At 67.5% G+C, this 24,646-nt stretch carries 23 protein-coding genes and 1 pseudogene; 17 read left to right on the forward strand and 7 right to left on the reverse strand.

Annotated elements, in window-relative coordinates:
- Positions 1-6: 6 nt before the first annotated feature.
- Positions 7-480: a hypothetical protein gene (locus tag ASD69_RS17745; RefSeq protein WP_157499297.1), complete on the reverse strand. Its 474-nt coding sequence runs from the start codon at positions 478-480 to the stop codon at positions 7-9.
- 410 nt (positions 481-890) lie between these two features.
- On the opposite strand from ASD69_RS17745, the gene ASD69_RS17750 reads away from it, so the two are divergent.
- Together ASD69_RS17750 and ASD69_RS17755 are read left to right on the forward strand one after the other, a co-directional pair.
- Positions 891-2,690: a DUF1800 domain-containing protein gene (locus tag ASD69_RS17750; RefSeq protein WP_162250671.1), complete on the forward strand. Its 1,800-nt coding sequence runs from the start codon at positions 891-893 to the stop codon at positions 2,688-2,690.
- A gap of 19 nt (positions 2,691-2,709) precedes the next feature.
- Positions 2,710-4,104: a DUF1501 domain-containing protein gene (locus ASD69_RS17755; RefSeq protein ID WP_056181499.1), complete on the forward strand. Its 1,395-nt coding sequence runs from the start codon at positions 2,710-2,712 to the stop codon at positions 4,102-4,104.
- A 36-nt stretch (positions 4,105-4,140) separates the two neighbouring features.
- On the opposite strand, the gene ASD69_RS17760 is transcribed toward ASD69_RS17755, so the two are convergent.
- Together ASD69_RS17760 and miaB are read right to left on the reverse strand one after the other, a co-directional pair.
- Entirely contained in the window at positions 4,141-4,638 is a 498-nt protein-coding gene (locus ASD69_RS17760) for a GNAT family N-acetyltransferase (protein WP_056181503.1), read from the reverse strand.
- Positions 4,639-4,654: 16 nt separating this feature from the next.
- A pseudogene (gene miaB, locus ASD69_RS17765) lies at positions 4,655-6,001 on the reverse strand (tRNA (N6-isopentenyl adenosine(37)-C2)-methylthiotransferase MiaB); the annotation flags it as partial.
- Positions 6,002-6,194: 193 nt separating this feature from the next.
- Here miaB and ASD69_RS17770 point away from each other — a divergent pair.
- The 6 genes from ASD69_RS17770 (at position 6,195) to ASD69_RS17795 (ending at position 11,524) form a co-directional block, all read left to right on the forward strand.
- Positions 6,195-7,154 (forward strand): lytic transglycosylase domain-containing protein, encoded by a 960-nt coding sequence (locus ASD69_RS17770; protein WP_056181509.1) that lies wholly within the window; start codon positions 6,195-6,197, stop codon positions 7,152-7,154.
- Positions 7,155-7,390: 236 nt separating this feature from the next.
- Positions 7,391-8,002 carry a ubiquinol-cytochrome c reductase iron-sulfur subunit gene (petA, locus tag ASD69_RS17775; RefSeq protein ID WP_056181512.1) on the forward strand — a complete coding sequence of 204 codons (612 nt, stop codon included), beginning with the start codon at positions 7,391-7,393 and terminating at the stop codon, positions 8,000-8,002.
- A 3-nt stretch (positions 8,003-8,005) separates the two neighbouring features.
- Positions 8,006-9,265 (forward strand): cytochrome bc complex cytochrome b subunit, encoded by a 1,260-nt coding sequence (locus ASD69_RS17780; RefSeq protein ID WP_056181515.1) that lies wholly within the window; start codon positions 8,006-8,008, stop codon positions 9,263-9,265.
- Complete coding sequence (locus ASD69_RS17785) at positions 9,258-10,103, forward strand: cytochrome c1 (protein WP_200944028.1); 846 nt, start codon at positions 9,258-9,260, stop codon at positions 10,101-10,103. Before ASD69_RS17780 ends, ASD69_RS17785 begins: the two co-directional genes overlap by 8 nt.
- A gap of 179 nt (positions 10,104-10,282) precedes the next feature.
- The gene (locus ASD69_RS17790; protein WP_056181943.1) at positions 10,283-10,918 is read left to right on the forward strand and encodes a glutathione S-transferase N-terminal domain-containing protein; all 636 of its coding nucleotides are present in this window, start codon (positions 10,283-10,285) and stop codon (positions 10,916-10,918) included.
- Positions 10,919-11,044: 126 nt separating this feature from the next.
- Positions 11,045-11,524: a ClpXP protease specificity-enhancing factor gene (locus ASD69_RS17795; RefSeq protein WP_091631520.1), complete on the forward strand. Its 480-nt coding sequence runs from the start codon at positions 11,045-11,047 to the stop codon at positions 11,522-11,524.
- A 225-nt stretch (positions 11,525-11,749) separates the two neighbouring features.
- On the opposite strand, the gene ASD69_RS17800 is transcribed toward ASD69_RS17795, so the two are convergent.
- On the reverse strand, positions 11,750-12,073 hold the full coding sequence (locus ASD69_RS17800; protein ID WP_056181522.1) for a DUF3301 domain-containing protein: 324 nt from the start codon (positions 12,071-12,073) through the stop codon (positions 11,750-11,752).
- An 81-nt stretch (positions 12,074-12,154) separates the two neighbouring features.
- Here ASD69_RS17800 and ASD69_RS17805 point away from each other — a divergent pair, with 81 nt between their 5' ends.
- A complete protein-coding gene (locus ASD69_RS17805) occupies positions 12,155-12,958 on the forward strand; it encodes an FHA domain-containing protein (protein ID WP_056181526.1) in 804 nt (267 codons plus the stop codon).
- 175 nt (positions 12,959-13,133) lie between these two features.
- Here ASD69_RS17805 and nadC read toward each other — a convergent pair whose 3' ends face one another.
- Positions 13,134-14,009 carry a carboxylating nicotinate-nucleotide diphosphorylase gene (gene nadC / locus ASD69_RS17810; RefSeq protein WP_056181529.1) on the reverse strand — a complete coding sequence of 292 codons (876 nt, stop codon included), beginning with the start codon at positions 14,007-14,009 and terminating at the stop codon, positions 13,134-13,136.
- The gene (locus ASD69_RS17815) at positions 14,006-14,275 is read right to left on the reverse strand and encodes a Trm112 family protein (protein WP_056181532.1); all 270 of its coding nucleotides are present in this window, start codon (positions 14,273-14,275) and stop codon (positions 14,006-14,008) included. Before ASD69_RS17815 ends, nadC begins: the two co-directional genes overlap by 4 nt.
- A gap of 64 nt (positions 14,276-14,339) precedes the next feature.
- Between ASD69_RS17815 and purE the strand changes: the two genes are divergently transcribed.
- From purE to ASD69_RS17830, 3 genes are all read left to right on the forward strand, one after another.
- Positions 14,340-14,858, forward strand: coding sequence for a 5-(carboxyamino)imidazole ribonucleotide mutase (purE, locus tag ASD69_RS17820; protein ID WP_056181535.1), 519 nt, complete (start codon positions 14,340-14,342; stop codon positions 14,856-14,858).
- Complete coding sequence (locus tag ASD69_RS17825; RefSeq protein WP_056181537.1) at positions 14,855-15,994, forward strand: 5-(carboxyamino)imidazole ribonucleotide synthase; 1,140 nt, start codon at positions 14,855-14,857, stop codon at positions 15,992-15,994. The genes purE and ASD69_RS17825 overlap by 4 nt, the downstream gene beginning before the upstream one ends.
- A gap of 135 nt (positions 15,995-16,129) precedes the next feature.
- The gene (locus ASD69_RS17830) at positions 16,130-16,633 is read left to right on the forward strand and encodes a DUF2314 domain-containing protein (protein ID WP_162250672.1); all 504 of its coding nucleotides are present in this window, start codon (positions 16,130-16,132) and stop codon (positions 16,631-16,633) included.
- A gap of 83 nt (positions 16,634-16,716) precedes the next feature.
- Here the strand turns inward: ASD69_RS17830 and sodB are convergent, their stop codons facing one another.
- The gene (gene sodB, locus ASD69_RS17835) at positions 16,717-17,295 is read right to left on the reverse strand and encodes a superoxide dismutase [Fe] (protein WP_056181544.1); all 579 of its coding nucleotides are present in this window, start codon (positions 17,293-17,295) and stop codon (positions 16,717-16,719) included.
- 170 nt (positions 17,296-17,465) lie between these two features.
- On the opposite strand from sodB, the gene grxD reads away from it, so the two are divergent.
- From grxD to ppnN, 5 genes are all read left to right on the forward strand, one after another.
- Entirely contained in the window at positions 17,466-17,786 is a 321-nt protein-coding gene (grxD, locus tag ASD69_RS17840; RefSeq protein ID WP_056181547.1) for a Grx4 family monothiol glutaredoxin, read from the forward strand.
- Positions 17,783-18,541, forward strand: a complete 759-nt coding sequence (locus tag ASD69_RS17845) for an SDR family oxidoreductase (RefSeq protein ID WP_056181552.1) — start codon at positions 17,783-17,785, stop codon at positions 18,539-18,541. The genes grxD and ASD69_RS17845 overlap by 4 nt, the downstream gene beginning before the upstream one ends.
- A complete protein-coding gene (locus ASD69_RS17850) occupies positions 18,538-19,134 on the forward strand; it encodes a YhgN family NAAT transporter (protein WP_055902790.1) in 597 nt (198 codons plus the stop codon). The genes ASD69_RS17845 and ASD69_RS17850 overlap by 4 nt, the downstream gene beginning before the upstream one ends.
- A gap of 394 nt (positions 19,135-19,528) precedes the next feature.
- The gene (locus tag ASD69_RS17855) at positions 19,529-22,792 is read left to right on the forward strand and encodes a TonB-dependent receptor (RefSeq protein WP_056181555.1); all 3,264 of its coding nucleotides are present in this window, start codon (positions 19,529-19,531) and stop codon (positions 22,790-22,792) included.
- A gap of 100 nt (positions 22,793-22,892) precedes the next feature.
- Positions 22,893-24,296, forward strand: a complete 1,404-nt coding sequence (ppnN, locus tag ASD69_RS17860) for a nucleotide 5'-monophosphate nucleosidase PpnN (RefSeq protein WP_200944029.1) — start codon at positions 22,893-22,895, stop codon at positions 24,294-24,296.
- Positions 24,297-24,646: the final 350 nt, after the last annotated feature.

The raw sequence follows: 24,646 nt of genomic DNA on the forward strand, positions 1-24,646 counted from the left end.
GATGGATCATTCGTTGCGCCGCGACTTGGTGGAGCTGACGCCCTTCTCGCTGATGCTCCTGGACGCGGGCAGGACCTCGATGGCCTGGTTGTGTCGCGGCTTGGCAGGGGCGGCGACACCTTGTTCGCTGATGCTCTTGGACGCTGGCTCCACGGCCGTGCCATCGTTGCGCCGCGATTTGGTGGAGGAGACGCCTTTTTCGCGGATGCTCTTGGACTCGGGTTCGGCCCCGGTCTCGATGCCGGGCTCCGGCTTGGTGGAGCTCACCCCCTTCGTGCTGATGCTCTTGGATGCAGGATCGACATCGGTGTCGGGGTCGGCGCTGCTCTTGGCGTCGAAGGAGGCGCCTGCGTATTCGGTGGCGCGCGCCGCGTCTTGCTCCTGGGCCCAGGCCGTACCGGTCGCGAGCGCCAGCGACAAACCGATCGACAGAATTACGTTCCCGGACAGTTCGTTCCTAGACAGTACGTTCCTGCTCATGGCGTCTTTTCCTTAAAACCGCGGAGGGGTGGGGTGGATGTGTTCTAGCACCCTCGCGGTCTGCAGCATGGCCGAGCCGGGAATGTTGTTAATTTATAGTTAACGGCGCGGACAGCTCGGGTTCACGCGTCGCAGCCGGCCTGTCGCCGCGCGCCGCGATGTCGCTGCGATGCCGGACGTCAGCGGATGCGTGCACGAATAGGCGACGTCGTCGCGCTTGTTGTATGCCGATCTTGGCGCGCCTGCGACGGGCGATACCGTCGCGACGCGAACGCGGCATGGCTACCGCGACCGCGGTCTTCGATCAAGTCGATCCGACGCGCGCGCGCATCGATTACTGTGCGTGCTATCAAGAATCCGAACATGCCGGCGCGCTAGCATCACCGCCCATCAGCGAAAGGGGCGGCTGCATGAGATGGATCGCATTGCGCGCAGGATGGGCGACCGTCTGGCCGCGTCTGTTGGTGCTGCTGCTGGTGCTGGGTGTGGTGTCGGTTCCCGATCGTTGGTGGCGCGCGCTGTCGCCGCCGCCCGCGCCCAAGGCCGTCGCGAACGCGGCCAAACCGGCGCCGCCGAAGGCCGGGCCGCTGCCGGCGCAACTGGTGATCGACGAGGCGCAGGCCGCCAACTTCCTGGCCCAGGCCACGTTCGGCCCGACCTGGGCCGACATCGACCGCGTCCAGCAACTGGGCTACTCGGGCTGGATCGATGAGCAGGCGACCGTGCCGCTGTCGTCGCAGCTGCGCTTCCTCAACGCCGCCAGCGCCGCGACCGGCGGCGACCTGCGCCGCGAATGGCGCATGGACGCCTGGTTCCTGCACGCGCTGGGCGGGCGCGATCCGTTCGATCCGCAACTGGTGCACCGCGACCAACTGCGCCAGCGCGTGGCGTTCGCGCTCAGCGAGATCCTGGTGGTGTCCGACGCCAATTCGGACCTGCTCGGCAACGCGCCGCATGGTGTCACCGATTACTACGACACCCTCGCGCGCGGCGCCTTCGGCAACTTCCGGCAACTGCTGGAGGACGTGACCCTGCATCCGGCGATGGGCATCTACCTGTCGATGATGCAGAACCAGAAGCCCGACCCGGCGCGCAACATCCGCCCCGACGAGAACTACGCACGCGAGGTGCTGCAACTGTTCAGCGTCGGCCTGTTGCGGCTGAATCCCGACGGCACGCCGTTGCTGGAAAACGGCCGCAGCGTGCCGACCTACAACCAGGACACGGTCAAGGGCTTCGCCCACGTGTTCACCGGCTGGACCTTCAACGGCTGCCGCGAGTTCGATTGCTACTACTACGATTCCGACGCGCCGGCCTGGATCAAGCCGATGCAGAACCACGCCGCCTACCACGCCTCGGCGCAGGCCAAGCAGTTGCTGGTGTACCCGGGCGTGGCTCTGGCCGGCGGCGTGTTGCCGGCCGGTGGCGACGGCCCCTCCGATCTGCGTGCGGCGCTGGACAACATCTTTCAGCACCCCAACGTCGGGCCCTACATCGGCAGGCAGCTGATCCAGCGTCTGGTCACCAGCAATCCCAGCCCGGCCTACGTCGGTCGGGTCGCGGCGCGCTTCAACGACAACGGCCAGGGCGTGCGCGGCGATATGAAGGCGGTGGTCAAAGCCATCCTGCTGGATCCGGAAGCGCGCGATCCGAACCAACGCCCGGCCCACTTCGGCAAGGTGCGCGAGCCCCTGTTGCGCCTGACCCATGTGTGGCGCGCGACCAAGGCGCGTTCGCAGTCGGGCTTCATGGACGAGTTCTGGACCATCGGCTACGGCATGGGCCAGGCGCCGTTGTCCTCGCCGTCGGTGTTCAACTTCTTCAGCCCGAGCTATTCGCCGATCGGCGAGCCCGCGCAACTAGGGCTGGCGGTGCCGGAAATGCAGCTGGCCACCGACTATCAGATGCCCGGCACCGAGGGCTATTTCGGCGCCAAGATCTACGAGGTGTTCGTCGGCGCGCCGGACCTGAGCCCGCACGAGGTCGCGATCGACCTGGCCGACGACATGCCCTACGCCACGCGTCCGGCCGATCTGATCCAGCGCTACAACACCCTGTTCCTGTCGGGACAGATGTCCACGCGCATGCGCGGCGTGCTGCTGCATCGCTTGAATGGCATGCCGGCCGGCAACGACGAAGAGCGCCGGGTGCGGATCCAGGAGGCGCTGTACATCATCGTCAACTCGCCCGAATACGTGGTGCAGAAATGAACGCACGAGGAGACGAAGCATGAACCGTCGCGACTTTCTGAGCCGGGCCATCCTCGCGGGCCTGGGCGGCGCTGGCCTGTACTCGGCGCGCGGCAATCTGCGCCTGCTGGAGTCGGCGACCCGCGCCTACGGCGCGAACGCGTTCTCCGACTACAAGGCGCTGGTGTGCGTGTTCCTGTTCGGCGGCAACGACGGCCTGAACATGGTGGTGCCGCGCAGCGCCACCCATTACCAGCGCTACGCCACCGCGCGCGCGACCCTGGCGGTGCCGCAGGCGCAGTTGCTGGCGCTGACGCCGCAAGCCGGCGGCGGCGCCTCCGACGGCGCCGACTACGGCCTGCAGGCCTCCACCAACGGCAACGACGCGATCGGCATGAGCGGCCTGCAAGGCCTGTTCAACAACGGCCGCGCGGCGATCCTGGGCAACGTCGGCACCCTGGTGCGGCCGGTGACCAAGGCCCAGTACCAGGCCGGCGGCGCCGACGTGCCGCCGCAGTTGTTCTCGCACAACGACCAGCAGTCGTACTGGCAGATCTCGCGCGCCAACGACGGCAGCGGCCTGGGCTGGGGCGGTCGCATCGCCGACCTGCTGCACGACGCTAACCCCGGCGCTTTCATTCCGATGAACATCGCCCTCAATTTCGAAAGCATCCTGCACCGCGCGCAAAGCGGCAGCCAGTACGTGATCGGCAGCGACGGCCCGCGCAGGTTCAGTTATTTCGAATGGGACGGCGACACCCGCGAGGCCATGCTGGGGCTGATGCAGCAGGGTACGCAGGGCCACGTGTTCGAACGCAGCTACGCCGACGCGTTCCGGCGCGCGCGCGAGAACGCCGAGGCCGTGTCCACGGCGCTGGAGAGCTCGACGCCGCTGACCACGGCGTTCCCCGACAACGACCTGGCCGGCCAGCTGAAGATGGTCGCGCGGCTGATCAAGGTGCGCAGCGTGCTGGGCTTGAAGCGGCAGGTCTACTTCGTGTCGATGGGCGGCTTCGATCACCACGACCGCCTGCTGGCCGAGCAGCCGGAGTTGCTGTCGCAGCTCTCGCAGGCGATGACCGCGTTCTACCAGTCCACGGTCGAGCTGGGCGTGGCCAACAACGTCACCGCCTTCACCGCCTCGGACTTCGGCCGCACGCTGTCGTCCAACGGCGACGGCTCCGACCACGGCTGGGGCAGCCATCACTTCGCGGTCGGCGGCGCGGTACGCGGCGGGCGCTTCTACGGGCGCATGCCGACCCTGCAGAACGAGGGGCCCGACGATGCCGGCTGGGGCCAGATCATTCCGACCACCTCGGTGGATCAGTACGCGGCGACCCTGGCGCGCTGGTTCGGCGTGGGCGATTCGGAGCTGGACCTGATCTTCCCGAACCTGCGCAACTACCCGAGCCGCGATCTGGGCTTCATGGTCTAGCGCACAGGCGGCGCGGCGACGCGCCGACGCGCCGCCTCACAGCAGGCGGTGCATCACGTATACGTCGACCAGGCCCAGGCTGACGTGGCGGAAGGCGCCGGGAATCTGGCCGACGATCTGGAAGCCGTGCTTGAGCCACAGGTGCACGGCGGCCGCGTTGCTGCTGACGACGTAGTTGAACTGCATCGCCAGGTAGCCGGCCTGGCGCGCCTGCGTCAACGAGTGCTCGCACAGGGCCGAGCCCACGCCCTGGCCCCAGCAGCGCTCGGCCACCATGTAGCTGGCGTTGGCGACGTGGTCTCCGCGGCCGGCGTAGTTGGGGCCGAGCTTGTAGCCGCCCAGGGTTTCGCCGTCGTCGCCCTGGGCGATGTAGCAGCGGTAGGGCGGGGCGGTCCACATTTCGCGCGCGCGTTCCAGCGACAGCTCGGCCGGATAGTTGTAGCTCTCGCCGCGCGCGAGCACCTCGTGGAAGATCGGCCACAAGCGGTCGAACTCGTCCGGGCCGATCTCGCGGATGTTGAAGTCGCGGTCCATGCGGGGCTCCGTGGGCTCAGGCGGCGTCGCGGTCCTGTTCGGTCAGCACGCGTCCGCGCAACGAGTTGGACAGGGCATCGGTGATGACCACGTCGACGAACTGGCCGATCAGGCGCGCCGGCGCGGCGAAGTTCACCGAGCGCATGTTCTCGGTCTTGCCGGTGAGTTCGTTGGGGTCCTTGCGCGAGGGGCCCTCCACCAGCACGCTCTGGACGCTGCCGACCATGGCCTGGGAGATGCGCATCGCGTTGGCGTTGATGGTGGCCTGCAGGCGCGACAGGCGCGCGTGCTTCTCGGCGTCGCTGACGGCATCTTCCAGATCGGCCGCGGGCGTGCCGGGGCGGCGCGAGTAAATGAAGGAGAACGACTGGTCGAAGCCGACGTCCTCGATCAGTTTCATGGTCTTCTCGAAATCGGCCTCGGTTTCGCCGGGGAAGCCGACGATGAAATCCGAGGAGATCGAGATGTCGGGACGCACGGCGCGCAGCTTGCGGATCTTCTGCTTGAATTCCAGCGCGGTGTAGCCGCGCTTCATCGCCGCCAGCACGCGGTCGCTGCCGGCCTGGACCGGCAGGTGCAGGTAGTTGGCCAGCTGCGGCACGTCGCGATAGGCCTCCACCAGCGAGTCGCTGAACTCCAGCGGGTGCGAGGTGGTGAAGCGGATGCGGTCGATGCCGTCGATCTCGGCGATGGTGCGGATCAGCAGGCCCAGGTCGGCGATCTCGCCGTCCTCGCCGTAGGGGCCGCGATACGCATTGACGTTCTGGCCGAGCAGGTTGACTTCGCGCACGCCCTGGGCGGCGAGCTGGGCGACCTCGACCAGCACGTCCTCGAAGGGGCGGCTGACTTCCTCGCCGCGGGTGTAGGGCACCACGCAGAACGAGCAGTACTTGCTGCAGCCCTCCATGATCGAGACGAACGCGCTGGGGCCCTCGGCGCGCGGCTCGGGCATGCGGTCGAACTTCTCGATCTCGGGGAAGCTGATGTCGACCTGCGGCTTGCCGGTGGCGCGCTTGGCGGCGATCAGCTCGGGCAGGCGGTGCAGGGTCTGCGGGCCGAACACCAGGTCGACGTAGGGCGCGCGCTTGACGATGGCCTCGCCTTCCTGCGAGGCGACGCAGCCGCCGACGCCGATGATGACCGGGCGGTCGCCCTGTTTGTGCTGCTTCCAGCGCCCGAGCTGGCTGAACACCTTCTCCTGGGCCTTTTCGCGGATCGAGCAGGTGTTGATCAGGATGACGTCGGCTTCGGCCGCGTCGGTGGTGAGTTCCAGGCCTTCGCTGGCGGCGAGCACGTCGGCCATCTTGGCCGAGTCGTACTCGTTCATCTGGCAGCCGTGGGTCTCGATGAAGAGTTTGCCGCGGGGCGTGGGGGCCGCGTCGGCTTCGGGCGCGACGGGCAAAACGGTGTCGGTCATGGCGGTGTCCGGGGAGGGCGGCGGTTAATCCGCGCCGGAAAGGGGCGCCAGTTTAGCGCCTTGGGCCGGTCGGAGGCGGCCGTCACGTTTTCGAATCAAGGACTTGGCAACCCGTGCCCGAAGGGAGACACTCGCCGCCATGAGGGGGGGCTCGCTACTGCTGGGGATCGTCTGCCTGCTGGCCGTGGCGCCCGCCGTGGCCGGCACCGTGTACCGCTGCGACAGCGCGAGCGGCGAACGCAGCTACGTGAGCAAGCGCGTGCCCGGGGCCAAGTGCACCGTGGTCAGCCAGTACCGGCCCAGCCGCTCGGCGGCCTACGTGCCGGCGCGCGCGCCCAGCGGCGCCGGCAGCGCGACGCCGGCCAACCCGGTCGCGGGCTCGCCCGCCTCGATCCATTCCAACCCGCCGGCCACCTTCATGGGCACGTCGGCCACGGTCGCGACCGGCGCCAGCGCGCCGCAGGCGGCGCCGGCCCCCGTCGCCGCGATGCCGGCCGCGCCCTCGGCGCCCAGCTCGCGTCTGGTCCAGGGCCAGGTCTATTCCTATATCAAGGACGGCGTCCGCCACTACACCAGCAAGCGCCCCAAGGGCCTGGCCAACGCTTCGGCGGTGCGCACGATCAAGTACAGCTTCATGGAGACCTGCTACGCCTGCGCGGCGCGGCCGGGGGTCAATTTCGGCTCGATCCGCCTGAACATGGAGGCCTACCGCGACGAAATCGCGGCCGCGGCCCGCCAGCACGGGGTCGAAGAAGCGATCGTGCGCGCGATCATTCATGCCGAGTCGGCTTATAACCCCAATGCGCTGTCGCGGGTCGGGGCCCAGGGCCTGATGCAGCTGATGCCGGCCACCGCGCGCCGGTTCGGGGTCTCCAACGCCTTCGACGCCAGCCAGAACATCCAGGGCGGCGTGCAGTACCTGGCCTGGCTGCTCAAGCGTTTCAACGGCGATTTGACCCTGGCCGCGGCGGGTTACAACGCCGGCGAGGGCGCGGTCGACAAGTACAAGGGCGTGCCGCCCTACAGCGAAACCCAGCGCTACGTGCAGCGCGTGGCCTTGCTGGCGCAGCGTTACCGCGCCGGCCCCGTGGTGCGCTGATCCCCGTCCCGTGGACGTTTCCGCGACGATCGCGGCGCGATCGGCGCCCCCGCGCGCTTGCGGCGCAGGGGGGCGACGGCCTCGGGCCGGCGCCTGCGGCCGGGTTTCGCCGCAGCGGCGGATTGTCGGGCCGTTAACCGTTCCGTTACACTTCCCCGTCTTTTGAGCCGCGAGCCGTCGCCAGTGGCGGCGCGCTGTGCGGCGTAACTTCGAATTGCAGCTTTGCGGAGTGCCGGATGGCCAACCAAGGGGTCAACGATCCTATCAATACGGGCCGCCGTCGGTTCCTGACGGCGACCACGGCAGTGGTCGGCGCAGTCGGGGCCGGTTTTGCGGCGGTGCCCTTCATTAAGTCCTGGAACCCCAGCGCGCGCGCCAAGCTCGCCGGTGCGCCGGTGACGGCCGACATCAGCGCCCTGGAGGAAGGCCAGCGCCTGGTCTTCGAATGGCGCGGTCAGCCGATCTGGATCGTCAAGCGCTCCAAGGCGATCCTGGAAGCGCTGCCGACCCTGGACAGCCATCTGCGCGATCCGCTGTCGACCAACCTCGACCAGCAGCCGTCCTACATCAAGGGCGAGTTCCGCTCGATCAAGAAGGACATCTCGGTCCTGGTCGGCCTGTGCACCCACCTGGGCTGCTCGCCGGAAATGAAGGCCGAGATTCGTCCCGAACCGTTCGATCCGGAGTGGAAGGGCGGTTACTTCTGCCCCTGCCACAAGTCGCGCTTCGACATGTCCGGCCGCGTGTTCCAGGGCGTTCCGGCGCCGATCAACCTGCTGGTGCCGCCGCACCACTACGAGAACGACACCACGATCATCATCGGCGTGGATCCGAAGGGAGCGGCGTAAGTCATGTCCAACATCATTACCCGCACCGCCACCGGCGTCTGGGATTGGGTCAACGCGCGCGCGCCCGGCATGATGCCGGTCTACCGCAAGCACATGACCGAGTACTACGCGCCGAAGAATTTCAATGTCTGGTACTACTTCGGTTCGCTGGCGCTGTTGGTGCTGGTCAACCAGATCCTGACCGGCATCTTCCTGACGATGCACTTCAAGCCGTCCGCGGCCGAAGCGTTCTCGTCGGTCGAATACATCATGCGCGACGTGGAGTGGGGCTGGCTGATCCGCTACATGCACAGCACCGGCGCCTCGCTGTTCTTCATCGTCGTCTACCTGCACATGTTCCGCGGCCTGCTGTACGGCTCGTACCAGAAGCCGCGCGAGCTGGTGTGGATCCTGGGCATGCTGATCTACCTGGTGCTGATGGCCGAAGCCTTCATGGGCTACGTGCTGCCGTGGGGCCAGATGTCGTTCTGGGGCGCCAAGGTGATCATCTCGCTGTTCGGCGCGATCCCGGTGATCGGCAACGGCCTGACCGAGTGGATCATGGGCGACTACCTGCCCGGCGACGCCACCCTCAACCGCTTCTTCGCTCTGCACGTGATCGCGCTGCCGCTGGTGCTGCTGCTGCTGGTCGTGCTGCACCTGGGCGCGCTGCACGAGGTCGGTTCCAACAACCCCGACGGCGTCGACATCAAGAAGGGTCCGAAGGGCAACCGTTGGGATGCGAACAAGCCCAAGGACGGCATCCCGTTCCACCCGTACTACACGGTCAAGGACCTGGTGGGCGTCGGCTTCTTCCTGATCCTGGCCGCGTTCATCATCTTCTTCGCGCCGGCGTTCGGCGGCTGGTTCCTGGAGCACGACAACTTCACCGAGGCCAACCGCCTGGTGACGCCGGAGCACATCAAGCCGGTGTGGTACTACACGCCGTACTACGCGATGTTGCGTGTGATCCCGCATAAGCTGTCGGGCGTGCTGGTGATGTTCGGCGCGATCGCGATCCTGTTCCTGGTCCCGTGGCTGGACCGCGCCAAGGTCAAGTCCTACCGCTACCGCGGCCTGCTGTCCAAGGTGCTGCTGGGCGTGTTCGCGCTGAGCTTCGTATGGCTGGGCAAGATCGGCGCCGGCCCGGGTACCGACCCGGTCGAGACCATCGTCGGTCGCGTGCTGACCTTCCTGTACTTCGCCTTCTTCATCACCATGCCGCTGTGGACCAAGTTCGACAAGACCAAGCCGGTCCCGGAACGGGTGACGATGCATGACTAAGACCAGCCAGCCTCTGATGAAGAACCGCATCGTGAAGAAGCTCGCCACCTTCGCCGCCGGCATGCTCGTGTCGGCCACCGCCTTCGCTTCCGGCGGCGGCAACCTGATGCAGGCCGGTACCGACCTGGGCGACCGCGCGTCGCTGCAGCGCGGCGCCCAGCTGTACATGAACTACTGCTCGGGCTGCCATTCGCTCAAGTACCTGCGTTACTCGCGCATCGCCGAGGACCTGGGCCTGACCGAAGACGAGGTGATGACCAACCTCAACTTCACCGGCGCCAAGTTCGGCGAGCAGATCCAGGTCAGCCTGACCCCGGAGCACGCCAACCAGTGGTTCGGCAAGATGCCGCCGGACCTGAGCGTGATCGCGCGCGTGCGCGGCAGCGATTGGATCTACACCTACCTCAAGTCCTTCTACCTGGACGAGGCGCGTCCGCTGGGCTGGAACAACGCCCTGTTCCCGAACGCCTCGATGCCCAACCCGCTGTGGCAGATGCAGGGCACCCAGACCCCGAAGTTCACCGACAAGGAGCCGGCGCACGGCTTGTTCGGCGAAAAGAAGGACGATAAGGGCAAGCCCATCATGGAGTGCCCGCACGGCACCAGCGAAATCGACGGCAAGTGCTTCACCAAGTTCGAGGCCGGCAGCCCCGGCACGCTCGAGCCGGAGCAGTTCAACCAGTCGGTGCGCGATATCACCGCATTCCTCGAGTACGCCGGCGAACCGGCCGCCCTCAAGCGCGAAAGTCTGGGCGTTTGGGTGATCCTGTTCCTGGCGGTGTTCACCTTCCTCGCCTACCTGCTCAAGAGCGAGTACTGGCGAGACGTCGAGCACTAAGCGATTTCCCCGAACGGCCCGCGCAGCAATGCGCGGGCCTTCTTCGTCAGGCCGGCCGGGATGCCCAAGCCTTTCGCTGAAGGCGGGAAACCGCATACGCTCGGGGACCGTGACGACCGCCCACACGGGGTGGGGGGCGTCTTGCGACCGGCGGATTCCGGTTGCTGGAGAGGTCGATGATGGCGGCGAGTCCACGTATGCGTAATGCCCTGACCCTGTTTTCCTCCACCGACTGCGTGCTGTGTCATCGCGTGCGCCTGGTGTTGGCCGCCAAGGGCGTCACCTACGACCTGATTCCGGTGGACCCGCAGAATCCCCCCGAAGATCTGGTCGATCTCAACCCGTACCACTCGGTGCCGACCCTGGTCGAGCGCGATCTGGTCCTGTATGCGGCCAGCGTGGTCAGCGAATACCTGGACGAGCGTTACCCGCATCCGCCGCTGATGCCGGTCGATCCGCTGTCGCGCGCGCGTCTGCGCCTGGCGACCCTGCGCCTGGAGCACGACTGGGTGCCGCAGGTGCAGGCGATCCAACTCGGCAACAAGGCCCAGGCCGAGGCCGCGCGCAAGCGTCTGAAGGAGCTGCTGACCGCGTCGGTGCCGCTGTTCAAGGCCAGCAAATTCTTCCTGAATCCGGAAATGAGCCTGGCCGACTGCGCCATGGCGCCGATCATCTGGCGCCTGGATTCGCTGGGCGTGCCGCTGCCCAAGGACGGCAAGGCGATCGAGGATTACGGCAACCGGATTTTCCGCAATCCGGGCTTCACCCGCAGCCTGACCGACCAGGAACGCAAGCTACGCGACATGCCCGCCTAAACGCGGCGCAGCAGCCCTCCGTCGCCTTGCGCGATCCGGCAGTCGCCGGATCGCGGACGACAGGCACGTCGGGACCGCCGGCCAGGCGCTAAACTGGCGGGCATGAGTGATGAGAACGCCCCCAGCATGACCAGCCACCGCCCGTATTTGCTGCGGGCGCTGTACGAGTGGATCGCCGACAACGGCATGACCCCGCACCTGTTGGTCGACGCCACCCGCCCGATGGTCCAGGTCCCCACCCATGCGGTGAAGGACGGCAAGATCGTGCTCAACGTGGCCGAGCGCGCGGTCTCGCGCCTGGAAATGGGCAACGACACCATCCGCTTCAGCGCCCGCTTCGGCGGCGTCAGCCACCCGGTCTCGGTGCCGGTGGGCGCGGTGCTGGCGATCTACGCGCGCGAAACCGGGCAGGGCATGGCCCTGCCGGACGAGGCCACCACCAACGAAGGCGGCCACGACGACCCGGCCGAGGATTTCGACGAGCCGATGTCGCCGACCCATGCGCCGCTGGCGGCCGTGCCCAGCGAACCGTTGCCCGACGGCGACGACGACGGCCCGCACACCCCCACGCCGCGCCGGGGCGGACACCTGCGGGTAGTGAAGTAAGCCCTCGCGCGATTTTCGCTCTTGGGTAGGAACGGCGTAGGCCGTGATCGCGCCCCCTGGATCGGCATCGCCAGCCCAGTCACCTGCGCCGCCCCTGCTTTCTGTGGGAGCGGCGTAAGCCGCGATCGCGAAACCTCAGTTGCGTCGCCGCTCGCGGTGGCGCAATCGCGGCTTACGCCGCTCCCACAGAAATCATCCGGGGCGCGGCGGCGAACGGGCCCGCCCTCAATGCAACTGCGTAGGCGCCCGCGACACCGGCCCGCTGAAGGCGATCAGGCGTTCGCCGCGCAGGACCATGCGGCCGATGTGGCGGTCCTCGCCGTCCAGCGAATAGTCGAAGCGGAAGGTGCGCTCCAGGCCCAGCCAGCCGCTCTCGTGCCGGCACAGGCGCATCCCGATCGCATGCACGCTCTGGTCCAGCCACTGCACGCCGGCGGCCTTGCAGGCGTCGCGGCCCAGCGCCTCGGCGCGTTCGGCGGCGGCGCGCCCGGCGCTCCAGAACGAGAACGCGGCGGCGCCCAGGATCATTAACAGAATCAAAGTAGGCATGCTTTTAATGTGGCCTCGGTATGCGCAACTCGCAAGGGTTATGCCCTACGCTGTCGCGCATCAGGGGAAAACGCAAATTCTATGAAACTGGTCTTTCCGGACGGCGAGCATCCGCAGGTACTGCTGGGCCACGGCGTCAACCGGGTCGGCTCCGACCCGGAGTCCACCATCGTGCTCGATCGCCCCGGGGTCATGCCCCAGCACTGTCAGCTGCACGTGAGCGCGCAGGGCGTGATGCTGGACGTGCCGCCCGGTGCGCAGGTGCGCGTCAACGGCCGTCAGGTCGCGGCCGGCCTGATCGCGCTGCGGCCCGGCGACGATGTCAGCTTCGACGAAGTGCGCGCGCGTCTGGCCGCGATCGGGCCGTCGGCCGTGCGCCATCAGGGCGGCGTGGCGGTCGTGTTGCCGCCTTCGGCCAACGACGATCCCGGTGTGACCGCGGTGCGGCCGGTGCTGCCGCGCTATGTGCTGCGCGGGGTTTCGGGCGACCTGTTCGGCCGAAGCTTCCCCTTGCTGGCCGCGACCGTGGTCGGGCGCTCCGCCGACTGCGGCTTGCAGTTGGACCAGCCCGGCTTGTCGCGCCAGCACGCGCGCCTGATCCCGACCCACGACGGCCTGCAGATCGAAGACCTGGGCTCGACCAATGGCACCAGCATCAACGGCCGCCGCGTGCTGCGCGCGATCGCCCAGACCGGCGACGAGATCGGCTTCGACCAACTGCGTTTCCGCCTGACCGGTTCGCTACAGGAGGCGCCGGCCGGCGAAGGCGCCGCCGCGTCGGCACCGACCACCACGCCGCTCAAGCTGAGCCGGCCAACCTGGCATTGGGCCGCGCTCGCGGGCGTGACGCTGCTGGCGCTGGTGGGGTTCGTGCTGTTGCGTTGAGCGTGTGACGGCTCGCGACGATGCGGTTCGCTGTGCTCACCGCATCCTCCGGGCTGCTTCGTGTAGGAGCGGCGTGAGCCGCGACCGCGTCACCGCAGTTGCTGCGACGGCGCGGGCCACGGTGGAGGACGGTCGCGGCTCACGCCGCTCCTACCCCAGAGCCGTTTGGTAGCGCTCAGGCCTCGCCCGGCGGCGGACCCAGCTTCAGCGACAGGTCGATCGCGCGTACGTGCTTGGTCAGGCCGCCGATCGAGATGCAGTCCACCCCGTCCTCGGCGATCGCGCGCAAGCCGGCCAGGTCGACGCCGCCGGATACTTCCAACGGAATTTTGCCCAGGTAGGGCGCGCCGGACGCGATCCGCACCGCCTCGCGGCGGGTGGCGGCGTCGAAGTCGTCGATCAGGATGCGGTCGCAGGCTTGCGTCAGCGCCTCGTGCAACTGCGCGATCGACTCGACCTCGACGATCAGCGGCAGGCCGGGGTGCATGACGCGCGCGGCCTGGATCGCCGCGGTCAGCGAGCCGGCGGCGCGCACGTGGTTTTCCTTCAGCATCACCGTGTCGTACAGGCCGATGCGGTGATTCACGCCGCCGCCCACGCGCACCGCGTACTTCTGCGCCAGGCGCAGGCCGGGTAGGGTCTTGCGGGTGTCGAGGATCTTGGCGCGGGTGCCGCGCACGGCCTCGACATAGGCCGCGGTGACCGTGGCCGTGCCCGACAGGGTCTGCATGAAGTTCAGCGAGGCGCGCTCGGCGCTGACCAGCGCGCGCGCGCGGCCCTGCAGGGTGGCCAGCACGGTGCCGGCGGCGACGTGGTCGCCCTCGGCCACGCGCCAATCGATGCGCACGTCCGGGTCCAGCGCCCGATGGCAGGCGTCGAACCAGGGCCGGCCGCAGACCACCGCCGCTTCCTTGCACAGCAGATAGGCGCTGTCGGCCACGTCGGGCAGCAGGGCGGCGGTGACGTCGCCGCTGCCGAGGTCCTCGGCCAGGGCCTGAGCGACGTCGGATTCGACCTGCTGGGCCGGCGGCGGCGCGTAGGGCGCGCTCATGCCGAGGGGAAGCCGTCGAGTTGGGCGGTGGCGATGGCTTCCTCGGTCAGCAGCACCGGGATGCCGTCGTCGATGCGGTAGACGGTCTTGCGGTCGCGCGTGATCAGGCCCTCGCGCAGCGCCTGGGTTTGCGCGCTGCCGTCGCCGCGGACCACGCCGCCGGCCGCGATCGCGGCGTTCAGCGCCTGCAGGCCGCGGTTGTCCAGAGGCAGCAGGGGCTGGCGGGTGAGGGGGCAGACGAGCAGGTCCAACAGTTTGCGATCCATACGGTGCGGTGCCGATACGACGGGACAGGGCGTTAGAATACGTCTTTGCGCCAAGGCCCGACCAATGTCCGCACCCGATTCGTCCGCTTCCGCCGCGCCGCCGCTGGTCGGCATCGTCATGGGCTCGCGCTCAGACTGGGAGACCATGCAGCACGCCGCCGCCAAGCTGGAGGCGCTGGGCGTGCCGCATGAAGTGCGCGTGGTCTCGGCCCATCGCACCCCGGACGTGCTGTTCGAGTACGCCGACACGGCGGCCGCGCGCGGCCTGCGCGCGATCATCGCCGGCGCCGGCGGCGCCGCCCACCTGCCGGGCATGCTGGCGTCCAAGACCGCGGTGCCGGTGCTGGGCGTGCCGGTGCAGTCCAAGGCGCTCAACGGCATGGATTCGCTGCTGTCGATCGTGCAGATGCCGGCCGGCATTCCGGTGGCGACCTTCGCGATCGGCAATGCCGGCGCCGCCAACGCGGCCCTGTTCGCGGCCGCCCTGCTGGCGCCGGAACACGCCGCGATCGGTCAGGCGCTGAATGCGTTCCGCGCCAAGCAGACCGACGACGTGCTCGCCAACGACGATCCGCGTAAATGACGACGGTCGGCATCCTCGGCGGCGGGCAGCTCGCCCGCATGCTTGCACTGTCCGGCGCGCCGCTGGGCCTGCGCTTCCTGGTCATGGACGCGGCCGGCGACGCCTGCGCCAGCCAGTTCGCGCCGATGGTGGTGGGCGACTACACCGACCAGGCCGCGCTGGCCGAGTTCGCGTCCAAGATCGACGTGGCGACCTTCGATTTCGAGAACGTGCCGGCCGAGTCGGGGCAGTGGCTGGCCGAGCGCGTGCCGGTGTTCCCGAGCCCGCGCGCGCTGGCCGTGGCCCAGGACCGTCTGGCCGAGAAGACGCTGTTCCGCGAGCTCGGCATTCCGGTGCCCGAGTTCGCCGACGTCGCCACGCGCGCGGCGCTGGACGCGGCGATCGCCGCGATCGGCACGCCCTGCATCCTCAAGACCCGCCGCCTGGGCTACGACGGCAAGGGCCAGTTCCGCATCAAGACGCCGGCCGACGCCGACGCGGCCTGGGCCGCGCTGGGCGCGCAGGCGGCCACGGTCGGGCTGATCCTGGAAGGTTTCGTGCGCTTCGAGCGCGAGCTGTCGGTGGTCGCCGTGCGCGGCCGCGACGGCGAATTCCGCGCCTGGCCGCTCACCGAGAACTGGCACGTCGACGGCGTGCTCTCGGCCAGCCTCGCGCCCGCGCAGGCCGACGAGGCGCTCGCGGCCACCGCGCACGGCTATGCGCGCAAGCTCGCCGAGGCCCTGGACTACGTCGGCGTGTTCGCGCTGGAACTGTTCTGCCGCGACGGCCAGTTGCTGGCCAACGAACTCGCGCCGCGCGTGCACAACTCCGGCCATTGGACCATCGAAGGCAGCGAGACCTCGCAGTTCCAGAACCACCTGCGCGCCGTGCTCGGCCTGCCGCTGGGCGATACGCGCATGCTCGGCCAGGCCTGCATGCTCAATTGGATAGGCGAGATGCCCGACGCGACCGCGGTGCTCAACGAGGCGGGCGGGCATTGGCACGATTACGGCAAGTCGCCGCGCGACGGGCGCAAGGTCGGACACGCGACGCTGCGCGCCGATGATGCGCGCGAGCTCACGGCGGCGTTGGAGCGCGTCGGTCGCGCCTTGGGGCGCGATGAACAAGTCGCGCCGGTGATTACGCGCTTAGGTTGATCGCGAACGGCGGCGATTGCCCGTCGTGGCAATCGCAGCGTGTCTGCTTGCGCGACGATGCGGTTCGCCTTCGGCTCACCGCATCCTACGAATTGCGCTGATGTACGCGGGCGCTCACTCACTGGAGAGGCATGGATGCGCGGAGTTTTGTTGATCGTCATGCTGTTGGCCGGTTGCGCCGAGGCGACCGGTGCGAAGACCGTGCTGGAACGCGCGAAGGATGACAACGTCACCGAAGTGGCGACCGGCGATCCGGCCATGGAAGCCGCATTCGCCAAGGCACGCGCCTCGCTGGACGGCTTCCTGAAACTCGAAAAGGACCCGCCGCCGCAGCTGTCGGCGTTCTCGGTCAAGGTCGGCATCGAGCAGGACGGCTACACCGAATTTTTCTGGCTGTCCGATCTGGAAGAGACCGCCAGCGGTTACTCCGCGATCATCGACAACCAGCCCGAGCGCGTGGATAGGGTGCGCATGGGGCAGCGTTACGCGTTCGCACGCGACGAGATCGTCGACTGGACCTACCGCGACGACCAACGCCAGGCCTCGCTGGGCAACTTCACCGGCTGCGCCTTGCTCAGTCACGAACCGCCGGAACAGGCCGAGGCGTTCAAGCGCGAGTTCGGCCTCAGCTGCGACTGAGCGAACCGGCGCCGACATCGCCGATGCGCAACGAAAACGGCCGGGTTTCCCCGGCCGTTTCGCTTACCGCATGGGTCCGTCGCTTACTTCAGGTTCGAAGCCACGAAGTCCCAGTTGACCAGGTTCCAGAACGACTCGACGTACTTCGGGCGAGCGTTGCGGTAGTCGATGTAGTAGGCGTGCTCCCACACGTCGCAGGTCAGCAGCGGGGTGTCTTCGCCGGTCAGCGGGGTGGCGGCGTTGGAGGTGCTGACCAGGGCCAGCGAACCGTCCGGGCGCTGCACCAGCCAGCCCCAGCCCGAACCGAAGGTGCCGACGGTGACCTTGGTGAACTCGTCCTTGAACTTGGCGAAGTCGCCGAAGGACTTGGCGATCAGCTCGGCCAGCTTGCCGGTCGGCTCGCCGCCGCCCTTGGGCGACAGGCAGTTCCAGTAGAAGGTGTGGTTCCAGATCTGCGCCGCGTTGTTGAACACGCCGCCCTGCGACTTGCGGATGATGTCCTCGAGCGACATGTCGGCGAACTCGGTGCCGGGGATCATGTTGTTGAGGTTGGTCACGTAGGCCTGGTGATGCTTGCCGTAGTGGAAGTCGATGGTCTCGCCGGAGATGTGCGGCTCGAGCGCGGTGCGGTCGTAGGGCAGGGCGGGCAGTTCGATGGCCATTGGCGGGCTCCTTGCTGGATTCTGGGGGCTGGCTAGGGGGTGGCGACGGGCCGCTTACCGGTGCCGGGTCGCGTGTCCGCTGCCGTGAAGGCTTACAATCGCTCATTCTATCCCCACGCCCTGTTGCCTGAACGTATACGGCGCAACAGAGCATTGCAGGAGTTGTCCACATGTCAGTTATGGAGCGGATCCAGGCCGAAGTCGAAGGCCATCCGATCGTTCTTTTCATGAAGGGGACCGCGCAGTTCCCGATGTGCGGCTTTTCCAGCCGCGCGGTGCAGGCCCTCAAGGCCGCCGGCGCGACCGTGCTGCACACGGTCAACGTGCTGGAGGATCCGGAGATCCGCGCCAACCTGCCGCGTTACTCGAACTGGCCGACCTTCCCGCAGTTGTTCATCCACGGCGAGCTGATCGGCGGCTGCGACATCACCCTGGAGCTGTTCGAGTCCGGTGAGCTGGCGCGCATGATCAGCGAGACCCAGCGCCAGTGAGCGCAGTCGCAGCACCCGTCGCCGACCAGGCCCTGGCCGATCGCGTCGTGCTGGTCAGCGGCGCGCAGGGCGGCCTCGGCGCCGCCGCGGCCCAGGCCTGCGCGCGCGCCGGCGCCACCGTCGTCCTGCTGGGCCGCAAGCCGGCCAAGTTGAACCGGGTTTACGACGCGGCCGCCAAGCTGGGGCCGGAGCCGGTGCTGTATCCGCTGGACCTGGAAGGCGCCGCGCCCGACGACTACGCCGAGCTGGCGCAGCGCATCGGCGACGAGTTCGGCCGTCTGGACGGCGTGCTGCATTGCGCGGCCGACTTCCCCGGCCTGACCCCGCTGCTGCAGACCGATCCGGCCGCGTTCGCGCGCGCCATCCACGTCAACCTCACCGCCCGCTGGTGGCTCTCGCAGGCCTGCCTGCCGCTGCTGGCGCAGGCGCCGGACTCGGCCCTGGTGTTCGCCCTGGACGATCCGGCCCGCGTCGGCCGCGCCTACTGGGGCGGCTACGGCCTGGCCCAGCATTCGCTGGCGGCACTGATCGGCATGCTCCACGCCGAGTTCGGCAACTCGCCGGTGCGCGTGGCCGGCATGCAGCCGGGACCGATGCGCACCGCGCTGCGCGGCAAGGCCTATGTCGAGGAGAACGACCGCGAGGCGCGCGATCCCGGCGACTACGCGGCCGCCTGCGTGACCCTGCTGGCGCCCGCCGGCGCGGCCCACCGCGGCCAGGTCTGGCATCCGCTGCCGGAGCGTGCGGCCCCGTGACCATCGCCTCGGCCGCGCTGCTGTTGTTCCTGATCCTGGACCCGCTGGGCAACATCCCGGTGTTCCTGAGTCTGCTGCGCGGCCTGCCGCCCAAGCGCCAGCGCATCGTGCTGGCGCGCGAGCTGTTGATCGCCCTGGGCGTGCTGATGCTGTTCCTGTGGGGCGGCAAGTACGCCCTGGAGCTGATGCACCTGCGCCAGGAGTCGGTCTCGATCGCCGGCGGCATCGTCCTGTTCCTGATCGGCATCCGCATGATCTTCCCGCCGCCGGAAGGCCTGATGGGTGAGCTTCCCGAGGGCGAACCCTTCATCGTGCCGATGGCGATCCCGCTGGTGGCCGGCCCCTCGGGCATGGCCGCGGTGATGCTGATGGGCAGCAACGAGCCCACCCGCCTGGGCGACTGGAGCCTGGCCCTGATGATCGCCTGGGGCGCCACCGCGGCGATCCTGTTCTCGGCGACCTTGCTGTACAAGCTGCTGGGCCGGCGCGCCCTGATCGCGATCGAACGCCTGATGGGCATGCTGCTGGTGGCGATCTCGGTGCAGATGTTCCTGGACGGTCTGGGCACCTATCTGCAGATCTCGCCGCCCTGAGGGGGGCGGGGCCGGTGTCCACAGTTTCCGTGCTTCAAGTGCCAAGCTAAGGGTGGCAATCCTGTGACGTGGTCGCGTTACCTGACCCTTGTGTTGTGACTTCAAAGTGCCTTAGCAGCAGATGCGATGTGCCCGGTAGCCCGTCCCCTGGCGCCGAACTTTGCCCGATTAGCCCATTCAGCTTGGACCGCCGTCACCGTGTGACAAGCCTTGACGCCGGTCACGTCTCTGTCACACAGCGCCCTTAGCCTGTTAAACTGCTGTTAACCCGGCGGGGCTGCACGCGCTGCACCCGGGTAGGGGCGGAACACCACCAGTCTTCGGCGTATGGCGCATAGCGCCCGCCGACTCACGCCACGAATTCCACGTTTCCCAAGCTACCGAGGCCATCGTAATGACCCATCCGAATAGCGTCCGGTTGTCCAAGCTCACGCTTGGTCTGCTCGCCGTTCTCGCCACAGCGCCCGTATTCGCGCAGAGCACGTCCGCCGGCGTCGCCGGTCGCGTGGTCGGCGCAGATGGTCAACCCGTCGTGGGCGCCGAAGTCACGATCACCCACACCGAGTCGGGCACCGTGAGCCGTGCCGTGACCGATGCCGACGGCCGCTACAACGCGCGCGGTCTGCGCGTCGGCGGTCCGTACGTGATCACCACCACCAAGGAAGGCGCCGGCACGGGCTCGCAGGACGGCGTGTTCCTGAACCTCGACAAGGTCAACAACGTCGACGTGTCCTTGAACAACTCGGTCACCACGCTGGAATCGGTGCAGGCCGTGTCCTACGGCGGCTCGGAAGTGTTCAGCGCCACCAAGATGGGCGCCGGCTCCAACGTGACCCGCCAGCAGCTGGAATCGTTCCCGTCGATCAACCGCAACCTGCAGGACTACGTCCGCCTCGACCCGCGCGTCGCCCAGACCGACAAGTCGCGTAACGAAATCTCGGTCGGCGGCCAGAACCCGCGCTACAACGTGGTCCGCGTCGACGGCATCAGCACCGCCGACTCCTTCGGTCTGGAGTCCAACAGCCTGCCGACCCCGCGCCAGCCGTTCTCGATGGACACCATCGACGAAGTGGCTGTCGACGTCGCCAACTACGACGTCACCATCTCCGGCGGCACCGGCGGCGTGATCAACGCCGTGACCAAGTCGGGCACCAACGAGTTCCACGGCTCGCTGTACGGCATCTACCGCGACGGCGACTGGTCGGGCAAGAACCGCAACAACGTGCGTCCGAAGCTGTTCGACAACGAGACCACCTACGGCGCCACCTTCGGCGGCCCGCTGATCAAGGACAAGTTGTTCTTCTTCGCCAACTACGAGAACTACAAGGGCAAGGGCCTGTTCACCGGTAACTCCGGTTTCGGTCCGATCGGTTCGGGCGAGAGCAACATCGTCAATATCACCCAGGCGCAGATCGACGAAGTCATCCGTCTGGCCGGTCTCAAGGGCTTCAACCCGGGCACGCTGGCCAAGCCGGCGCTGAACTCGGAAGCCGAAGAGTACGGCATCAAGATCGACTGGAACATCACCGACAATCACCGCGCCAGCTTCCGCTACAGCAAGTCCGAGCAGAACACCGCCAACTTGCAGGGCTTCGGCAACACCACGCTGGCGCTGAACACCTACCACTACGTGCGCGACTTCGAGCTCGAGTCGTACACCGCGCAGCTGTTCAGCGACTGGACCGACAACTTCTCCACCGAAGCCAAGGTCTCGTACCGCGACTACTCGGCCGTGCGCAACCCGCTCGCCGACCTACCGGCGATCGCGATCCGTATCGGTTCGGCCACGCTGAACCTGGGTACCGAAGAGAACACCCACGCCAACGTGCTGGAAACCACTACGAAGAACGCGTTCTTCGCTGGTAACTGGTTCCTCGGCGACCACACCCTGAAGTTCGGTCTGGACTACGAAGAGAACGAGATCTACAACTTGTTCGGCCGTCGTACCAACGGCGTCTATACCTTCGACTGCATCAACACGACCAATCCGGCTATTCCGGGCAGCTGCGCCAAGTCGTTCGAGAGCGGCATCTCCAGCCGCTATCAACTGTTCGGTCCGCGCGGCGGCGACATCAACAATATGGCTGCCGAGTTCAAGCTCAAGAATCTGGGCTTGTTCGTGCAGGACAGCTGGGCGGTCAACAACAATCTGACCCTGACCTTCGGTGTGCGTTACGACGAGCCGATGGTCGATCAGAAGCCGGCCTACAACGCCGCCGCGTCCACTGCGTTCCGCTACCGTAACGACGCCACCATCGACGGCAACGGCCTGCTCTCGCCGCGCTTCGGTTTCAATTACACCTTCGACAGCGAGCGTCCGACCCAGCTGCGCGGCGGTATCGGCCTGTTCCAGGGCTCGGCCGCGACCGTGTGGCTGGCCAATCCGTACGCCAACAACGGCGTGTCGTACACCGACTACTTCTTCTCCAACGGCGTGACCCGCTTCGATCCGGATCCGGCCGATCAGCTGGCGATCGCGCAGGGCGGCGGTACCCCGGGCGTGCAGTCGATCGACTTCATCGATCCCGACCTGGGCCAGCCGTCGGTTTGGAAGGCCAACCTGGCGTTCGATACCGAGCTGCCATGGTGGGGTGTCGTCGGCGCTGCCGAAGTGGTGCTGACCTCGGTTAAGGAAGGTATCTACTACCAGCAGCTGAATCTGGGCGCTCCGACCTACATCGGTCAGGACGGCCGCGCGATCTATTGGAACGACACCGGCACCAACAATGGCTTGCGCCCGAACAGCTGGAGCGTTCTGGGCGTGGGTACAGGTACGGATGCGCGCTCCAAGCGCAACCGTGGCTACAACGACGCGATCATCGCCCGTTCGACCAGCAAGGGCGAAAGCCAGCAGCTGACCCTGTCCTTGAACAAGCCGTTCAACGACAGCGACTGGTCGTGGTTGCTCGCTTACACCTACACCAATGCGAACGAAGTCAGCCCGCTGACCAGCTCGACCTCGGGCTCGCAGCTGGGCAACGTGGCGGTGTTCCAGTCCAACGAGGAAGTCTCGGCGACCTCCAGCTACGAGATCAAGAACCGCTTCACCGCGGCGGTCAGCTGGAAGCACGCCTTCTTCGGCGACTACAACACCAGCGTGTCGATGTTCTATGAAGGCCGCTCGGGCCGTCCGTACAGCTACACCTTCGACAACGACGCCAACGGCGACGGCCGCGCCAACGACCTGCTGTACATCCCCAAGAACCTCACCGACGTGGTGTTCGGTAGCGCGGCGGAAGCCGCCGGCTTCTGGGCGTTCGTGAACTCGAACGACTACCTCAAGCAGCACCTGGGCGAAGTCGCCGAGCGCAACGCCGCGCACGGTCGTTGGGTGAACCAGTTCGACATGCGCATCTCGCAGGAGATCCCGGGCTTCATGGAAGGCCACAAGGCCGAAATCGCCCTGGACATCCTCAACGTCGGCAACCTGCTGAACAAGAAGTGGGGCAGCGTCGAAGAAATGGGCTTCCCGGGCTACCGCGGCATCGTCGAGTACGGCGGCATCTGCGGCGCCGGCGGCGCTCCGCTGACCGGTACCTGCGTCGGCAACGCCGGCAAGTACGTGTACCGCTACAACGGTCCGGACGCCCTGAACATCTACGACGACAAGGGCATCTCGCGCTGGGCCGCCCAGATCAGCTTCCGCTACAAGTTCTGATCGGAAAGCCAGTCTTGCGACACCAGGAAACGGCCGGGGAAACCCGGCCGTTTTCTTTTATGGGGACCCCTGCGCTAGAGTCGCTGTCCAACTATCGACGATGAACACCCAAGAGAAGGCAAGCATGACCGCAACCATCACCACCGCCCTGCCGACGGTGAACGCACGTATCTACCCCAAGGGCGGGCTGGACGTCCTGTCCCGCGACGAGGTCGCGCGCCTGCGCGACGCTTCCACCGGCATGCACGATCTGCTGCGCCGCTGCGCTCTGGCCGTGCTGACCAGCGGCTCGGCGTCCGACGACCCGCGCGCGGCGCGCGAGCTGTACCCGGATTTCGATATTCAGGTCCACCAGCAGGACCGAGGCGTCCGTATCGACCTGACCCACGCCCCGGCCATGGCCTTCGTCGACGGCGAGATCATCCGCGGCGTGGCCGAGCTGCTGTTCGCGGTGGTCCGCGACCTGGCCTACACGGCGATCGAGCTGGCGGCCGACGGCGGCCGCGACCTCAAGAGCAGCGACGGCATCACCGACGCGGTGTTCGGCCTGCTGCGCAACGCGCGCATCCTGCACCCGGCCGACCCGAACCTGGTGGTTTGCTGGGGCGGCCATTCGATCTCGCGCGACGAGTACATCTACACCAAGCAGGTCGGCTACGAGCTGGGCCTGCGCGGCCTGGACATCTGCACTGGCTGCGGCCCGGGCGCGATGAAGGGGCCGATGAAGGGTGCGACCATCGCCCATGCCAAGCAGCGTAAGCGCCGCATGCGCTACATCGGCATCACCGAGCCGGGCATCATCGCGGCCGAGTCGCCGAACCCGATCGTGAATCACCTGGTGATCATGCCGGACATCGAGAAGCGCCTGGAAGCCTTCGTGCGTCTGGGGCACGGCATCATCGTGTTCCCGGGCGGCGTGGGCACCGCCGAGGAGATTCTGTACCTGCTCGGCATCCTGCTGCGCGAGGAGAACGCGCATCTGCCGTTCCCGCTGATCCTGACCGGCCCGGTGGCCTCGGCGCCGTACTTCGAGCAGATCGACCGCTTCCTCCGTCTGACCCTGGGCGAGGCGGCGACCTCGCGCTACGAAATCATCGTCGGCGATCCGGAGGCGGTGGCCAAGCGCATGTCCATCGGCATCCGCAAGGTGCGCGAGCACCGCATCGCGCAGAAGGACTCGTTCTATTTCAACTGGTCGATCGATATACCGGTCGAGTTCCAGCACCCCTTCGTGCCCACCCACGAGGCGATGGCGGGTCTGGACCTGCACCACGGCCGCAAGCCGCACGAACTGGCGGCGGATCTGCGCCGCGCCTTCTCCGGCATCGTCGCCGGCAATGTGAAGGAGGACGGCATGCGCCGCATCGAGGAGTTCGGCCCGTTCGAGATCCACGGCGACGCCGACATGATGCAGTCGCTGGACGCGCTGCTGCGCGCCTTCGTCGAGCAGCGCCGCATGAAGATCGCAGGCGAGTACCGACCCTGCTATCGGGTCGTGACCTGATAGAGCCCCGGCCCGGCGGGCTCACGCCGGGCCGGCCGCGGCCGGGGCGATCAACCCCGGTCCGGCTTGGCGCGCGCGGGCAGGGGAGAAGGTTGCAACGGGTCGCGGTACCCCTGCCGACCGCTGAGCACCGTTGGTGCGCGCGAAGCTCGCTGATCGAGCAGCGACGTTAAAATTTCGCTTCTTCGGCACTCGAAAGGTGCCGAAGCGATGCCTCGCGCGGCCGCCTGCGCGGGCCTGCAGTGCCAGCAATTGCAGAGCTTGTGCGCCTCGGGACGAACGGTCGCGAATCGCGCAATTCGGACATCGTGCTCCGCTGCTTTGGGTTTCGGTCGCATTTGTGCGCCGCC

Source organism: Lysobacter sp. Root604 (assembly GCF_001427505.1).
Lineage (GTDB): Bacteria > Pseudomonadota > Gammaproteobacteria > Xanthomonadales > Xanthomonadaceae > Lysobacter.

Bases quoted from the DNA above. Each gene is read 5' to 3' on its own strand.
- ASD69_RS17745 (WP_157499297.1), bottom strand. From the start codon at position 480: ATGAGCAGGAACGTACTGTCTAGGAACGAACTGTCCGGGAACGTAATT.
- ASD69_RS17750 (WP_162250671.1), top strand. From the start codon at position 891: ATGAGATGGATCGCATTGCGCGCAGGATGGGCGACCGTCTGGCCGCGT.
- ASD69_RS17755 (WP_056181499.1), top strand. From the start codon at position 2,710: ATGAACCGTCGCGACTTTCTGAGCCGGGCCATCCTCGCGGGCCTGGGC.
- ASD69_RS17760 (WP_056181503.1), bottom strand. From the start codon at position 4,638: ATGGACCGCGACTTCAACATCCGCGAGATCGGCCCGGACGAGTTCGAC.
- ASD69_RS17770 (WP_056181509.1), top strand. From the start codon at position 6,195: ATGAGGGGGGGCTCGCTACTGCTGGGGATCGTCTGCCTGCTGGCCGTG.
- petA (WP_056181512.1), top strand. From the start codon at position 7,391: ATGGCCAACCAAGGGGTCAACGATCCTATCAATACGGGCCGCCGTCGG.
- ASD69_RS17780 (WP_056181515.1), top strand. From the start codon at position 8,006: ATGTCCAACATCATTACCCGCACCGCCACCGGCGTCTGGGATTGGGTC.
- ASD69_RS17785 (WP_200944028.1), top strand. From the start codon at position 9,258: ATGACTAAGACCAGCCAGCCTCTGATGAAGAACCGCATCGTGAAGAAG.
- ASD69_RS17790 (WP_056181943.1), top strand. From the start codon at position 10,283: ATGGCGGCGAGTCCACGTATGCGTAATGCCCTGACCCTGTTTTCCTCC.
- ASD69_RS17795 (WP_091631520.1), top strand. From the start codon at position 11,045: ATGACCAGCCACCGCCCGTATTTGCTGCGGGCGCTGTACGAGTGGATC.
- ASD69_RS17800 (WP_056181522.1), bottom strand. From the start codon at position 12,073: ATGCCTACTTTGATTCTGTTAATGATCCTGGGCGCCGCCGCGTTCTCG.
- ASD69_RS17805 (WP_056181526.1), top strand. From the start codon at position 12,155: ATGAAACTGGTCTTTCCGGACGGCGAGCATCCGCAGGTACTGCTGGGC.
- nadC (WP_056181529.1), bottom strand. From the start codon at position 14,009: ATGAGCGCGCCCTACGCGCCGCCGCCGGCCCAGCAGGTCGAATCCGAC.
- ASD69_RS17815 (WP_056181532.1), bottom strand. From the start codon at position 14,275: ATGGATCGCAAACTGTTGGACCTGCTCGTCTGCCCCCTCACCCGCCAG.
- purE (WP_056181535.1), top strand. From the start codon at position 14,340: ATGTCCGCACCCGATTCGTCCGCTTCCGCCGCGCCGCCGCTGGTCGGC.
- ASD69_RS17825 (WP_056181537.1), top strand. From the start codon at position 14,855: ATGACGACGGTCGGCATCCTCGGCGGCGGGCAGCTCGCCCGCATGCTT.
- ASD69_RS17830 (WP_162250672.1), top strand. From the start codon at position 16,130: ATGCGCGGAGTTTTGTTGATCGTCATGCTGTTGGCCGGTTGCGCCGAG.
- sodB (WP_056181544.1), bottom strand. From the start codon at position 17,295: ATGGCCATCGAACTGCCCGCCCTGCCCTACGACCGCACCGCGCTCGAG.
- grxD (WP_056181547.1), top strand. From the start codon at position 17,466: ATGTCAGTTATGGAGCGGATCCAGGCCGAAGTCGAAGGCCATCCGATC.
- ASD69_RS17855 (WP_056181555.1), top strand. From the start codon at position 19,529: ATGACCCATCCGAATAGCGTCCGGTTGTCCAAGCTCACGCTTGGTCTG.
- ppnN (WP_200944029.1), top strand. From the start codon at position 22,893: ATGAACACCCAAGAGAAGGCAAGCATGACCGCAACCATCACCACCGCC.